This is a genomic window from uncultured Microbacterium sp. (assembly GCF_913776565.1).
Lineage (GTDB): Bacteria > Actinomycetota > Actinomycetes > Actinomycetales > Microbacteriaceae > Microbacterium.
This window is the reverse complement of record NZ_CAJYPF010000182.1, coordinates 1-12,884: the sequence shown is the minus strand read 5'-3', so window position 1 is coordinate 12,884 and position 12,884 is coordinate 1. Positions and strand designations below refer to the sequence as shown.

The window sequence follows — 12,884 nt, the reverse complement described above, 5'->3', positions numbered from 1 at the left end:
GACGAGGTGCCCGAGGCCACCTGGCCCACGCCGTCGGCGAGCTGCGCCGCGCCGTCCTCGGACAGGGAGGCTCCGGATGCCAGCTGCGCGGCGCCCGAGCTGAGCGCCTGGGCGCCGGTGCCGAACTGTCGCGCCCCGTCGGCGAGCTGCGTCCCGCCGCCGGCGACGCCGTCGATGCCGCCGGCGATGGTGCCGAGTCCGCTCGCCGCCTCGCGCGCTCCGCCGGCGAGGCCGGTGGCGCCGTCGGCGAGCTGCTGGTTGGCCGCGGCGATCGCGCGGACGCCGGCGGGCAGCTGCGCGGCCTGGCCGGCGAGAGATCCGATCTGCGTCACCGTCTGCGTCGCCTGCGGCAGCGCGCGGTTCGCGGCGGCCGAGGCGTCGCGCAGCGCCTGGCACTGCTCGGGGGTGCCGGTGCACTCGTCGGCGGCCTTCTGCAGGGCGGCGGCGGCGTCGACGAGCGCGGTGTTGACCTGCGGGGCGGCGTCGGCGAGCTTCTGCGCGTCGGTGGCGAAGGTCGGCGGGATCTGGTCGGCGAGCCCGTTGATCTGCGTCGCCAGCTGCTGGTTGCCGGCGGCGATGCCGTCGGCGCCGGTCGCGAGCTTGTCGACGCCGGCCGCGGCATCGCGCGTTCCCGTCGCCAGCGCGCTCGCGCCCGAGGCGAGCTTGGTCGCTCCGTCTGTCAGCGGTGCGGCGCCGGCCGCGAGCTGCGCGGCTCCGTCGGCGAGGCCCGACGCGCCGGTCGACAGCTGGCCCAGACCGTCCTTCAGGGCGGTCGCTCCGTCGGCGGCCTGCGTGGCGCCGTCGGCGAGCTGATGAGCGCCACTGGCCGCGGTGCCGAGCTGATCGCTCAGGGTGGTGAAACCGAGGAACACATTCGTGAGGTACTGCGAGGACAGCTCGGTTCCGAACACGCTGGAGGCGGTGGATGCCAGCTGCGCGGTGATCGCGCCGTCGACCACGCGGGCGTCGGGGGCCGTCTGGACGTCGATGGTCGCCTTCTCGGGCGTCTCGCCCGGGCGGGTCGACAGCGAGGCGGCCGTGAAGTTCTCGGGGATCGTGACGACGGCGGTGTAGGTGCCGTCCTTGAGCCCCGCGGCGGCATCGTCGTCGTTCGAGATCACCCAGTCGATGTTGCTGGGTTGATCGTCCGCACCCTTGACCAGGCCGCCGGTGAGCTGGCGACCGAGGGGGACGAGTTGTCCGTTCAGCTCGACGGCCCTGTCGTCGTTGACGATCGCGGCGGTGATGTTGTCGAGCCGGTCGGTGGGGTTGTACAGCGCGCCGACTAGGATCCCCCCGATCACGGCGGGCAGCAGCAGCACGCCGATCAGGGTGAGCCAGGTGACGGGGCGACGTGAGCGGGAGCGCTCGACGGGGAGAGTCATACGAACACCTCGGAGAGATCGGCGAAGGTTTCGGGCGGCGCGGGCGGCGTACCGCGTCGCGGGGTCGCGAGGGGGAGGGATGCCACGTCGGGGCGCTGCGCCTCGGCGAGCAGGGCGAGGGCGCGGCGTTCGTCCCGCGCCGAGACGACGAGGGTGAACGGGGACGTCGCATCGTCCTGGCGTTCGCGCAGGTCGCTCGCCGCGCGGCGGAGCACCTGGGCGACGTCGGCCGCGGCGTCGGCCTCGAGGCGGTCGATGTCGGAGATCACGACGATCCGCGAGCCGCCCGCGACCGCGTCCGACACCTCGGCGGCGGCGGTGCGAGGGTCCTCCAGCAGCGCGACGCCGACCCGCGCGCGCACGGCGCCGGCGCGTTCGGGCACGAGCTGCCCGTCGACCCGCAGCTTGCCCTCGATCTTCGACAGGCGCCCGGACAGGGCCAGCAGCAACGTCCGCGTGGTCGACGACTCACCGGTGACCAGCAGCGTGCCGCCGTAGCCGAGTCGCAGGGAGACGTCGCGGAACACCGGCTGCTCGGCATCCGTCGCCGTCAGGGTGCCCAGGTCGTCGGCGGCGATCGCCATCGCGGGCTCGGCGGGCCAGTCGGTCAGGTGGACCTCGCGCTCGACGGCCTCGCCCTCGACATCGAGTTTGGGCAGGATGCGGTCGAGCCAGCGCGGCATCCACCACGCTTTCGCCCCCAGCAGCGCGAGGATCGCGGGCACGAGGGTCATGCGCACGAGGAACGCGTCGACGGCGACGCCGACCGCCAGCCCCAGCGCGATCGGTTTGAGACTCGAGTCGCCCTCCGGGACGAACGCGACGAAGACGGCGAACATGATGACCGCTGCCGCGACTACCACGCGAGCGGATGCCGCGAACCCGCTGCGTACCGCGCCCAGCGCCACCTCGCGGGGGGAGCGGCCCGTGCGGTCGGCGTGCACGAAGTCCTCGCGCATGCGCGAGACGAGGAACACCTGGTAGTCCATCGCGAGGCCGAACAGCACGCCCATCACCACGATCGGCATGAAGCTGATGATCGGTCCGACCTTGGCGACGTGCAGGGCGTCGGCGAACCATCCCCACTCGAACACCGCGGCGACGACGCCGAACGAGGCCGCGACCGACAGCAGGTAGCCGCCCGCAGCCGTCAACGGCACCCAGATCGAGCGGAACACGATCATCAGCAGCACGAGAGACAGGCCCACCACGAACAGACCGAAGGGGAGCAGGGCGGCGCCCAGCTGGTCGGAGATGTCGATCGTGACCGCGGTGTAGCCGGTGACGAGCAGGCGGACGCCGAACTCGTCGAACAGGCGGTCCTCCTGCGCACGCAGCTCGCGCACCAGATCGGCGGTGCGGGGGTCGTCGGGGGCCGTCTCGGGGACGATCTGCACGATGCCGGTGTCGGCGGTCTCGTTGGGGGTGGCCAACGCCACCTCGGCGACGCCGGGCACCTTGGCGATCTCGTCGCCGATGTCCTGCATCAGCGTCAACGGGTCGTTGCTGGTGACGATGGTGCCGGTCATGATGAGCGGGCCGTTGGCGCCGGGGCCGAAGTACTCGTCGGTCAGCTCGTAGGCGACGCGCGCCTCATCGCCTTCGGGCAGCTGGCCGGCGTTCGGCAGCGTCAGGGCGAGCGAGGCGGCGGGGATCGCCATCGTGCCCAGAACCGCGATGACGGCGACGGTGGTGACCACCGGATGCCGGGTGACCAGGCCCACCCAGCGCTTGGCGGGGCCGTTGCGCTCTGCGCGAGCGGTGGCAGCGGCGGCGCGCTCCTCGCGTTCGGCGGCGGCCTCGGCGAGGGCGTCCGCATCCTCCTGGGCGGACATGCCGCGGCGACGGCGTCGCGTCGCGCCCTTCTTCTTGTAGCCCCACCCGACCACGCGGTGACCGGCGAAGCCGAGGAAGGCCGGGGTGAGCGTCAGCCCGACGCACACGGCGATCGCGACCGCGACCGAGGCGGCGATCCCCATGGTCGTCAGGAACGGGATGCCGGCGAAGCCGAGACCGATGAGGGCGATGAGCACCGTGATCCCGGCGAAGACCACGGCCGAACCGGCCGTGCCGACGGCGCGCGCGGTGGACTCCTCGGGGTCCATGCCCGCCCGCGTCTGATCCTGATGTCGCGAGACGATGAACAGGGCGTAGTCGATGCCGACCGCCAGGCCCAGCATCACCGCCAGCAGCGGCGTGGTCGAGGACACCGTCGCGAAGCCCGTCGCGATGAAGATCAGGGCGATCGACAGGGCGACGCCGAGGATCGCGGTGGCCAGCGGCATCCCGGCCACCAGGAACGATCGGAACGTCACCATCAGCACGAGGGCGGCGATCAGGACGCCGAGCGCCTCGGTGAGGGTGGCGCCCGGGATCTCGGTCGCGAACAGCTGACCGCCCAGCACTGCCTGCGACCCGCTGGGCAGGGCCGAGCCCAGGGCGCTCGCCGCCTCACGCAGGCCGTCCTCGGTCGCCTGGGGGACGGCGGTGGCCTCGCCGTCGAACTGGATGCGCACGATGGCGGCGCGGTCGTCGTCCGAGATCCCGCCCGAGATCCGGTCGTCGTAGGGATCGGTGACGGCGGCGACGAAGTCGAGGGCCGTGATGTCGGCGTTCGTCTTCTGAATGGCCTGCTGGTAGTCCTGGTCGCGGACGCTCCGACCGTCGGCGGCGACCACGACGATCTCGGCGCTCGCTCCGCTGACCTGGGGGAAGGTGCGGTCGAGCATCTCGAGCCCGGCCTGCGACTCGGTGCCGGGGATCGTGAAGGTGTTGTCGGTGCCCTTGGCCAGCAGTGCGACCCCGCCGCCGGCCAGGACGAGCACCAGCAGCCACGCGGTCAGCACGCGCCACGGGTGGCGGAACGACCAGCGACCCAGGGTGTACAGGAATGTCGACACGGTGACTCCCACGTTCGGCGGACGGGTCGATACATCACCGTATCGAATACATCAATGTATCGTAGTGGCCGACGGGGCGTTCGAAGCTGAATCTCCCCCGGGAACAGGAGGACGCGGATGACCGACACCGCACCCGCGCCGTCGCGCCGACGCGAGAACACGCGCACGCGTCTGATGGACGCCGCCGCCGAGATGTTCGCCGAGATCGGCATCGACGCGGCCTCGGTCGAAGCGGTCTGCGAACGCGCCGGATTCACTCGGGGCGCGTTCTACTCCAACTTCGCCTCCAAAGAGGAGCTGTTCCTCGCGCTGTGCGCCCGGTCCGCCGAGACGACCATCGCCGCGGTCCGCGAGCGCGTGACCTCGATCGAGGATCGTGGCCTCGACGTCACCGGCGAGGTGCTGCACCTCGTGCAGGAGGTGCTCGAGATCGCCGGCGACGACCGCCTCGACATCCTGCTCGGGGCCGAGATCCGGGTGCAGGCGCTGCGCAACCCCGAGTTCGCCGCCGCCTACCTGTCGTCCAACGCGGCCCTCGCCGAGAGCGTCACCCAGCTCGTCTCGGACATCGCCCGCGCGCGGGGTCTGTCCCTGCGGGTGCCCGCGACGGTGGCCACCGAGGTGCTGCTGTCGGCGTGGATCTCGACCGCCGAGACCGCGATCATGACGCGTCAGACGGCCGCCGAGACGCGCGCGCACCTGGGCGAGCGGCTCGAGCAGCTCGTGCGGCTCATCGTGGCGTGAGCTCGAGCAGCGCGTGACAGCGCCGCAGGCGATCGAGCCACCACGTCGTCCTCTCGTCGTCCGCGGCGACCCGGTCGAGCTCGGCCGCCGTCGGACGCGGACGCTCCACCCTCAGCAGTCCGTCCCGGGCGCGGAGCGGGGATGCCACGACATCGGCCGTGAAGAGCGACGCGGTGCCGAGACCGCAGTCGTACTCGAGCTCGGGCAGCGCGGCGGCGAGGGCCACCCCCATTGACAGTCCGATCGAGGTGTCCAACGCACTCGACACGACGGCGGGCAGCCCCGCCAGTGCGACGATCTCCCGCGCGGCGTGCACACCGCCGAGGGGCTGCGCCTTGATCACGAGCAGGTCGGCGGCTCCGGCGCGGGCGACGCGCAGCGGGTCGGCGGCCTTGCGCACGCTCTCGTCGGCGGCGACGGGGATGTCGAGGTAGGAGATGCGCTCGCGCAGCTGCGCGAGCTCGTCGACCTCGGCGCAGGGCTGCTCGACGTACTCCAGGTCGAACTCGGCCAGGGCGTGCACCGCGCGCTCGGCCTCGTCGACGTTCCACGCGGCGTTGGCGTCGATGCGCACACGCCCCTCTGCACCCACCGCCTCGCGCACCGCGCGCACACGCGCGACGTCGTCCGCGAGGGGCTGACCGGCCTCGGCGACCTTGACCTTGACGGTGCGGCATCCGTCGTACCGCGCCAGGATCCGGGGGACCTCGGATGCCGGGACCGCGGGCATCGTAGCGTTGACCCCGACCGCGTCGCGGACCGGGGCGGGCGAGGGGCTCCACCCGTAGTCGAGGGCACCGGCGAGCCAGGTCGAGGCCTCGGCATCCGCGTACTCGACGAAGGGTGAGAACTCGGTCCACCCCTCGGGCCCCTCGAAGACGACCGCCTCGCGGACCCGGATGCCGCGGAACTGCGCCGCAAGGGGCAACGAGACCACCCGCGCGGTGGCGAGGACGTCGGCGAGCGGGGGGAGGGCGGCGCTGCTCATGCCCTCATCCTGCCGCTCAGCGCGGTCCGCCGCCGCCGAACCCGCCGAACCAGAACGTCTGTCGTTCGACGGTGTAGTCGGACAGGTCCTTCTGACCGTCGAGGGACTTCCGAGCGGCCTCGGACTGCTCGTGCGTGCGGCGCGGGCCGAACAGGTAGTCGCGCAGTCGCGACAGCTTCGACATCTTCTTCGTCATGATGACTCCGATCGTCTGGCCTCTCCACGCTACGTGTCATCGATCGAGCCGTCCACCCGTCCCGGTGTCGGAGGGCGGGCATAGGCTGACCGCATGCTCTTCGACACCCCGGTGCGTCTCGGCGTCCAGATCCAGCCGCAGCACGTGCAGTACTCCGACATCCGCGACGCCGTCCTCCGTCTCGAAGAGATGGGCGTCGACGTCCTCTTCAACTGGGACCACTTCTTCCCCCTCTACGGCGACCCCGACGGCGAGCACTTCGAGTCGTGGACGATGCTGTCGGCGTGGGCCGAGCAGACCGAGCGCGTCGAGTTCGGCGCCCTGGTCAACTGCAACAGCTACCGCAACGCCGACCTGCAGGCCGACATGGCCCGCACGGTCGACCACATCAGCAAGAAGGGCGGCGACACGGGCCGCTTCATCTTCGGCACCGGCTCGGGCTGGTTCCAGCGCGATTACGACGAGTACGGCTATGAGTTCGGCACCGCGGGCTCTCGGTTGAACGCCCTCGCGTCCGACCTCGACCGCATCGCCGCGCGCTGGTCGAAGCTCAACCCCGCCCCCACTCGCGAGATCCCCGTCATGATCGGCGGCAAGGGCGAGCAGAAGACGCTGCGCATGGTCGCCCGTCACGCCCGTATCTGGCACAGCTTCGTGACGCCCGACGAACTCCCGCACAAGTTCGACGTCATCCAGAAGTGGGCCGAGACCGAGCAGCGCGACCTGTCCGACCTCGTCGTGTCGAACGAGCTCAAGGACCGCGACGAGGACGTGGCCGATGCGCTGTTCGACGCGGGCACGCGCCTGTTCACGCTCGGCTTCTCGGGCCCGGACTGGGACTATTCGATCGTCGAGCGCTGGCTCCGCTGGCGCGACGCCAAGAACGCATGAGCGAGCGGCGCCCCGGGAAACCGGGGCGCCTGACGGTCACGGTTTGAACTGCGCTCCGCCCGACGTACCCGTCCAGTTCTTGACGGCCTCTCCCTGGTAGTACGCGGTCTCGCTCTGGTGGTTCAGTGAGCGACGCGCGTCCTCGGACTGATCGTGGCTGGGGGCTCCGAAGAAGTACTCGCGGATGCGACCCAGGATCGACACTTTCTTCGTCATGCGGACTCCGATCGTCGGGGTCGTCCAGGCTACGTGTTCTGCTCGGATGCGTCCACAGGTCGAGCCGGTCCACAGCAGGCCCCCGCGCGTAGGCTGAGGACGTGACCGTCTCCGAGCTGTTCGACCCCGCGGAGTGGACGCCGGCGCCCGGCGCCGCCGACTACACCGACATCACCGCCCATGTCACCCACGACGGGCGCGTCGCCCGCATCGCCTTCGACCGCCCCGAGGTGCGCAACGCCTTCCGGCCCCACACGGTCGACGAGCTGTACCGCGCCCTCGACATCGCCCGCCAGGACCACCGCATCGGTGTGGTCCTGCTCACGGGAAACGGGCCGAGCGCGAAGGACGGCGGCTGGGCGTTCTGCTCGGGCGGCGACCAGCGCATCCGCGGACGCGACGGGTACAAGTACTCGACCGACGAGGCGACGGTGCACGACCCGGGTCGCGCGGGACGCCTGCACATCCTCGAGGTCCAGCGCCTCATCCGTTTCATGCCGAAGGTCGTCATCGCGGTCGTCCCCGGCTGGGCGGCCGGCGGCGGCCACTCGTTGAACGTGGTGTGCGACCTGTCGATCGCCAGCCGCGAGCACGGTCGTTTCAAGCAGACGGATGCCGATGTCGGCTCCTTCGACGCCGGCTACGGCTCCGCCTACTTCGCGCGGCAGATCGGGCAGAAGTTCGCGCGCGAGATCTTCTTCCTCGCCGAGGAGTACTCCGCCGATCGCGCGTACGAGATGGGCGCGGTCAATCGCGTCGTCCCGCACGCCGAGCTGGAGACCGAAGCCCTCGCGATGGCCCGGACCATCCTGACGAAGTCGCCGACCGCGATCCGCATGCTCAAGTACGCCTTCAACGCCGTCGACGACGGCCTGGTCGGTCAGCAGCTGTTCGCCGGCGAGGCGACGCGTCTGGCGTACGGCACGGACGAGGCCGCCGAGGGGCGTGACTCCTTCCTCGAGAAGCGCGACCCCGACTGGTCGGGCGTGCCGTGGCACTACTGAGCGCCGGGTCCACCGCGTGAGGCTGGAGCCGCCGGCATCCACTGATCCGCGCGACGTCCTGCGGGCGTTGCGCGGCGCGGTCCTGGGTGCGGGACCCGCCGTCGCCCTGGGCGGGGAGGATCCGTCGGGCGAGGTCCCCGCCGGGACGGCCGTGGTCGTGACCACCTCGGGCTCGACCGGGGTGCCGAAGTCGGTCGCGATCTCGCGCAACGCCCTCATCGCGAGCGCCTATGCCACGGCCGCCCGCCTCGGCGAGGGTTCCTGGCTGCTGGCGGTCCCCGCGACCTACGTCGCGGGGGTGCAGGTGATGGTGCGCGCGCTCCTGGCCGACCGCGAGCCGGCCGTCGTCGCCGGTCCTTTCCGTCCCGAACCGTTCGCCGCCGCGGCACTGGGCATGGCGTCGCACGACAACGGCGAACGCGTTCCGACCTTCACCTCACTCGTCCCCGCGCAGCTGCAGAGACTGCTGGATGCCGCCGACACCGACCCCGCGGTCGCCCAGGCGCTCCGCTCGTTCGAGGCGATCCTCATCGGCGGCCAGGCCCTCGCTCCGGCGGTCCGCGAGCGCGCGCTCGCCGCCGGGGCCCGCGTGGTCCGCACCTACGGGTCGAGCGAGACGAGCGGGGGGTGCGTCTACGACGGCGTACCGCTGGACGGCGTGGGGATGCGGATCGTCGAGGGTGAGGTGCACCTGTCGGGTCCGACGCTCGCCGACGGCTATCTCGGCGACCCCGGGCGCACGGCATCCGTCTTCCCGGTCGATTCCGACGGCCGACGCTGGTACCGCACGGGCGACGGCGGCGAGATCGTCGACGGCGTGCTGCGGGTGACCGGACGGCTCGACAACGTCATCGTCTCGGGCGGGGTGAACGTCTCGCTCGACCGGGTGGAGGCGGCGGTGCGCGGCATCCCGGGCCTCGAGGGGGCGGTGGTGGTGCCGATCCCCGACGAGACGTGGGGTCAGGGATCGGCCGTGGTGGTGCCCGGGGTCGCGGCGTCGCGCGAGGCGGAGCTGCTCGCGACGATCCGTCCGGTGGTCGCCGCCGCGATCGGAGCCCCCGCCCGGCCCGCCCGTGTCGTGGCGGTCGGCGAGATGCCCGCGCTCGACTCGGGCAAGCCCGACCGGGCCCTGCTCCGGCGCCTGCTCGACGCGGGCGGCGACCTCGCGCGGGCTTAGGATGAGCCTCCGTGGCAGCTCCCTCTCGTAAGCGTCCCCAGACCGCCAAGAAGCGTCGTCCCGGCGGCAACCCGCAGAAGAACCGCGGCGCCGCTTCGCCGGCGGTGGCGCCTGCGACCGCCCGCGACTGGATCGCCGCCGCACGCCTGCGCACCCTCCCTCTCGCGATCACGCCGGTGCTGATCGGCACCGGGGCCGCGACCCTCGTCGACGATCGACTCCATTGGGTGATCGCGCTGGCCTGCCTGGCCGTCGCCTTCGCGCTGCAGATCGGCGTCAACTACGCCAACGACTACTCCGACGGCATCCGCGGGACCGACGACGTGCGCGTGGGGCCGGGGCGTCTGACCGGCGGACGCAAGGCGAAGCCGCGGACCGTCCTCATCGTGGCCCTGGCGTTCTTCGCTCTCGCCGGTCTGATCGGGCTCGCCCTCGTCATCCGCACGGGTCAGTGGTGGGTGCTGCTGGTGGGTGCCGTGTGCATCGCGGCCGCGTGGTTCTACACCGGCGGCAAGCGTCCCTACGGGTACAACGCGATGGGCGAGCTGTTCGTCTTCGTGTTCTTCGGCCTCGTCGCCACCCTCGGCACGACCTGGCTGCAGGTGCTCTCGCTGCCGCAGGAGGCCTGGTTCGGCGCGGTCGCCGCGGGGCTGCTCGCGTGCGCGGTGCTGCTGGCCAACAACCTGCGCGACATCGATCAGGACCGCCTCGCCGGAAAGCGCACCCTCTCGGTGCTCATCGGTCGACGCGCCACGAAGGTGCTGTTCACGCTGTTCGTGCTGATCCCGTTCGCGATCGCGGTGTTCCTGGCGCTCGTCTACCCGATCGCGTGGCTCACCCTGGTCGCGTTGCTCGGAGGCCTGGCGGCGATCCTCATCGTGTGGACCTCCCGGACGCCCCGCGAACTCATCACGGCGCTGCAGGTGACGAGCTTCACCTCGGTCGCGTACGGTGCGCTGCTGTTCTGGGCGTTCGCCGGCTGAGCGCGGGTCAGCGGGCGGTCGGGGTGTCGCCGTCGGGGCGGGTCGCGTCGACCACCGCGTCCTCGGCGTCGGCGTCGGTCTCGGCTCCGGTTCGTCGGCCGGACGCCTGCCGCTGGGCCCGACGCTCGGCGAGACCACCGGTGACGTCGTCGAGCGGGCGGCGAAGGAACAGCAGCGACAGGCTCAGCCCGATGAGAGCCGCGAAGATCGCTGCGAGCCACGGAAGCTCCTGGAACACCGGGAACAGCAGCAGGATCACCAGCGGCACGACGAAGGCGAGGAGTCGCAGCACCGTGTAGACGAGGGCCGAGCGTGCGCGCATCGTCCCATTCTAGGGCGGCGGCCTCTCGCGCGACGGCGGGTCGTTCGACGGTGGGCCAGGTCGCCGGGGTCAGGGCCGTCGCACCGTCAACGCACGTAGAATCGGTCCATGGCACGGCTGCTTCTCATCCTGGCGCTCGTGGCGACCGTCTTCTGGGTCTACACGATCGTCGACTGCGCCGTGCAATCCCCCTCGCGGCACCGCGGGGTCAGCAAGCCCGCGTGGATGGCCATCGTCATCCTGCTGCCGGTGCTCGGCGGCATCCTGTGGTTCCTCATCGGTCGGGGTCGCGCCGGCAAGCCGGTCGTGCGCCGCGCGCCCGACGACGATCCCGAGTTCCTCGGTCGCATGACCCCCTCGGCGCGCGCCGAGCAGGACGAGCGCATCCGCCGCCTCGAAGAGGAGCTCGCGCAGCTGGACTCCGAGGCCGACGACCCGACACCGCCGAAGAAGTCGACCGGCCCGGGCGACGACCCCCGCAAGCCCGGCGACGACGACACCCGCGGTCAGCGCGGCGCCGTCGGCTGACGCCGTGACCTCGCCGAACGGTCGCTCCGCCGCGCCCGCGACCGACGCCGCCGCGGCCCTGCTCGCCGGACTCGTCTCGCGGGGCGTGCGTCACGTCGTGGTGAGTCCCGGATCGCGTTCGCAGGCCCTCGCGCTCGTCGCCGCCGACCTCGAGCGGGCCGGTCTGATCCACCTGCACGTGCGGATCGACGAGCGCGTCGCGGGTTTCACCGCCCTGGGCATCGGACGCGAGAGCGGGATGCCGGCCGTCGTCGTCTGCACCTCGGGCACGGCCGTCGCCAACCTGCTGCCGGCCGCCCTCGAAGCCCATCACGCGGGTGTTCCGCTGCTGCTGCTGACGGCGGACCGCCCGCCGGAGCTGCGCGGCGTCGGCGCCAATCAGACGACCCGCCAGCCGGGGCTCTTCCGCTCCGCCGCGCGTCTCGAAGCCGACCTGGCCGTCCCCGAGCAGACCGACGACGCCGGCGATGCGGGGCAGACCGCCGACCTCGACGCGGTGGCGGCCGAGGCGCTCGCCGCGGCGCTGGGCGAGGGCGCGCGCGTCCCGGGGCCCGTGCACCTGAACGTGCCCCTGCGCGAACCGCTCGCGGGTGCCGCGCCCTCGTGGCTCGCCGCGCGGGCGGCATCCCCGGCACTCCCCGACGAGACGAGGGACGACGCCGACGACGTCTCGGGCGCGCTCTACCAGGGCGGGGGCGGGATCGGACGCGCCGACGTCGCCCCTGACGCCGAGGCGGCCTATCGTCTCGAGACGGGGCCGCGCACGATCGTCGTCGCGGGAGCGGATGCCGGGGCCGCGGCCGAGCAGCTCGCGCACGACGGCGGGTTCCCCCTCGTCGCCGAGATCGTCAGCGGTGCGCGCTTCGGTCGCCAGGTCGTGCACGGCTATCGGGCTCTGCTGAGCGATCCGCACCTCGGCGGGCGCATCGAGCGGGTCGTCGTCTTCGGTCGTCCGACGCTCAGCCGCGAGGTGACGCGGCTGCTCATGCGGACCGACGTCGAGGTGCTGGCCGTCCGCGGTCCGGGTGAGCCGGTCAACCTGAACGGCGCGACGTGCGCCGTCGACGCCGTGCGGGTGGACGGCGCCGGCGATCGCGAGTGGCTGGGGGAGTGGATGCGCGCCTCGCGCGCCGCGGCGGTCGACCTCTCGCCGCCCGCCCCCGACGCGGACGGACTCGCCTCGGCCGTTCCGCACGAGCGGCTCGGCGCGATCAACGCCGAGGTGCGGGTCCTGCGCGCCCCGATCGATCGCGCCGCCCTCGTCGACGCGCTGTGGCGGGCGAGCTGGCCGCACGACCGACTGGTGTTCGGCTCGTCCCGGATCGTGCGCGTCGCCGACGAGCTCCTCGGCGGCAAGAAGGTCGCCGTGCACTCCAACCGCGGTCTCGCCGGCATCGACGGGACCATCGCCACGGCCACGGGCATCGCGCTCGCGAGCCAGGGCGACGAGCGGCCGGGCGTCACGCGCCTGCTGCTGGGCGACCTGGCGTTCCTGCACGACATGGGCGCGCTGCTGCTGCCTCCGGGCGAAACCGAGCCGCGCCTGCAGG

Annotated in this window: 13 protein-coding genes; 7 read left to right on the top strand and 6 right to left on the bottom strand. The window is 72.3% G+C overall.

What is annotated here, in order from left to right; genetic code table 11:
* The coding region (locus QZ433_RS10215; RefSeq protein ID WP_295782848.1) for a YhgE/Pip domain-containing protein at positions 1-1,385 on the bottom strand (1,385 nt) is incomplete at its 3' end.
* Complete coding sequence (locus tag QZ433_RS10210; protein WP_295782845.1) at positions 1,382-4,285, bottom strand: efflux RND transporter permease subunit; 2,904 nt, start codon at positions 4,283-4,285, stop codon at positions 1,382-1,384. The genes QZ433_RS10210 and QZ433_RS10215, both read right to left, overlap by 4 nt.
* Before the next feature lie 117 nt (positions 4,286-4,402).
* On the opposite strand from QZ433_RS10210, the gene QZ433_RS10205 reads away from it, so the two are divergent.
* The gene (locus tag QZ433_RS10205) at positions 4,403-5,029 is read left to right on the top strand and encodes a TetR/AcrR family transcriptional regulator (RefSeq protein WP_295782842.1); all 627 of its coding nucleotides are present in this window, start codon (positions 4,403-4,405) and stop codon (positions 5,027-5,029) included.
* On the opposite strand, the gene QZ433_RS10200 is transcribed toward QZ433_RS10205, so the two are convergent.
* Together QZ433_RS10200 and QZ433_RS10195 are read right to left on the bottom strand one after the other, a co-directional pair.
* Entirely contained in the window at positions 5,016-6,017 is a 1,002-nt protein-coding gene (locus tag QZ433_RS10200; protein ID WP_295782838.1) for an o-succinylbenzoate synthase, read from the bottom strand. The genes QZ433_RS10205 and QZ433_RS10200 overlap by 14 nt on opposite strands.
* Before the next feature lie 16 nt (positions 6,018-6,033).
* Complete coding sequence (locus QZ433_RS10195) at positions 6,034-6,213, bottom strand: hypothetical protein (protein ID WP_295782836.1); 180 nt, start codon at positions 6,211-6,213, stop codon at positions 6,034-6,036.
* Between the two features lie 93 nt (positions 6,214-6,306).
* On the opposite strand from QZ433_RS10195, the gene QZ433_RS10190 reads away from it, so the two are divergent.
* Positions 6,307-7,104, top strand: coding sequence for an LLM class F420-dependent oxidoreductase (locus tag QZ433_RS10190; protein ID WP_295782834.1), 798 nt, complete (start codon positions 6,307-6,309; stop codon positions 7,102-7,104).
* A gap of 36 nt (positions 7,105-7,140) precedes the next feature.
* On the opposite strand, the gene QZ433_RS10185 is transcribed toward QZ433_RS10190, so the two are convergent.
* On the bottom strand, positions 7,141-7,320 hold the full coding sequence (locus QZ433_RS10185; protein WP_295782831.1) for a hypothetical protein: 180 nt from the start codon (positions 7,318-7,320) through the stop codon (positions 7,141-7,143).
* Between the two features lie 101 nt (positions 7,321-7,421).
* Here QZ433_RS10185 and QZ433_RS10180 point away from each other — a divergent pair, with 101 nt between their 5' ends.
* From QZ433_RS10180 to QZ433_RS10170, 3 genes are read left to right on the top strand one after another with little or no spacing between them, the layout of a single operon-like run.
* Complete coding sequence (locus QZ433_RS10180; RefSeq protein WP_295782827.1) at positions 7,422-8,324, top strand: 1,4-dihydroxy-2-naphthoyl-CoA synthase; 903 nt, start codon at positions 7,422-7,424, stop codon at positions 8,322-8,324.
* Between the two features lie 16 nt (positions 8,325-8,340).
* A complete protein-coding gene (locus QZ433_RS10175; RefSeq protein WP_295782824.1) occupies positions 8,341-9,501 on the top strand; it encodes an AMP-binding protein in 1,161 nt (386 codons plus the stop codon).
* 11 nt (positions 9,502-9,512) lie between these two features.
* Entirely contained in the window at positions 9,513-10,484 is a 972-nt protein-coding gene (locus QZ433_RS10170; RefSeq protein ID WP_295782822.1) for a 1,4-dihydroxy-2-naphthoate polyprenyltransferase, read from the top strand.
* 7 nt (positions 10,485-10,491) lie between these two features.
* Here the strand turns inward: QZ433_RS10170 and QZ433_RS10165 are convergent, their stop codons facing one another.
* A complete protein-coding gene (locus tag QZ433_RS10165) occupies positions 10,492-10,806 on the bottom strand; it encodes a DUF4229 domain-containing protein (protein WP_295782819.1) in 315 nt (104 codons plus the stop codon).
* A gap of 108 nt (positions 10,807-10,914) precedes the next feature.
* On the opposite strand from QZ433_RS10165, the gene QZ433_RS10160 reads away from it, so the two are divergent.
* Positions 10,915-11,334, top strand: coding sequence for a PLD nuclease N-terminal domain-containing protein (locus QZ433_RS10160; RefSeq protein ID WP_295782816.1), 420 nt, complete (start codon positions 10,915-10,917; stop codon positions 11,332-11,334).
* 4 nt (positions 11,335-11,338) lie between these two features.
* Positions 11,339-12,884: 2-succinyl-5-enolpyruvyl-6-hydroxy-3-cyclohexene-1-carboxylic-acid synthase (gene menD / locus QZ433_RS10155; protein ID WP_295782813.1), on the top strand; the 1,546-nt coding region annotated here is incomplete at its 3' end.

Coding starts and splice junctions, on each gene's coding strand:
- QZ433_RS10200 (WP_295782838.1), bottom strand. CDS start 6,017: ATGAGCAGCGCCGCCCTCCCCCCGCTCGCCGACGTCCTCGCCACCGCG.
- QZ433_RS10160 (WP_295782816.1), top strand. CDS start 10,915: ATGGCACGGCTGCTTCTCATCCTGGCGCTCGTGGCGACCGTCTTCTGG.
- QZ433_RS10165 (WP_295782819.1), bottom strand. CDS start 10,806: ATGCGCGCACGCTCGGCCCTCGTCTACACGGTGCTGCGACTCCTCGCC.
- QZ433_RS10190 (WP_295782834.1), top strand. CDS start 6,307: ATGCTCTTCGACACCCCGGTGCGTCTCGGCGTCCAGATCCAGCCGCAG.
- QZ433_RS10195 (WP_295782836.1), bottom strand. CDS start 6,213: ATGACGAAGAAGATGTCGAAGCTGTCGCGACTGCGCGACTACCTGTTC.
- QZ433_RS10205 (WP_295782842.1), top strand. CDS start 4,403: ATGACCGACACCGCACCCGCGCCGTCGCGCCGACGCGAGAACACGCGC.
- QZ433_RS10185 (WP_295782831.1), bottom strand. CDS start 7,320: ATGACGAAGAAAGTGTCGATCCTGGGTCGCATCCGCGAGTACTTCTTC.